Annotated in this window: 1 protein-coding gene; it reads right to left on the bottom strand. The window is 63.9% G+C overall.

What is annotated here, in order from left to right:
• A partial coding sequence (locus tag H0524_RS21910; RefSeq protein WP_180200338.1) for a choice-of-anchor A family protein occupies positions 1-366 on the bottom strand: 366 nt, incomplete at both ends.

The raw sequence follows: 366 nt of genomic DNA, 5'->3' as shown, positions 1-366 counted from the left end.
GCCGATGCCGGCGAAGTTCGGTGCGGTCCAGCTGAAGGTGTCCCCCACGTCGGTGGTGTCGACGTTGACCAACAGCGGGCTGTTCGCGTTCGGCTGGTCGGGGAAGGTCAGGATGCCGATGTTGTCCAGATCGGTCGAGTTGATGTTGAGTACGTTGGTGGTGTTCGGGCTCAGGTTGATGACGGCGTTGGTCCCGGGTGGGATGGGGGAGGAGATCGGGTCGCCGTTCGGGTCCCGCAGCGCGACGGTGTTCTGGCACGTCGCGAGCTCGGTGGAGTTTGACCGGAAGGTCTGGAACGCCTCCGCGAAGTCGATCACCGAGACCGGGCCGACACTCGGTACGGACTGGTTGGTGACGAGTTCGAT

This window comes from Salinispora sp. H7-4, from assembly GCF_013416675.1.
Classification (GTDB): domain Bacteria; phylum Actinomycetota; class Actinomycetes; order Mycobacteriales; family Micromonosporaceae; genus Micromonospora; species Micromonospora vitiensis.
This window is presented reverse-complemented; position numbering and strand designations above follow the sequence as displayed.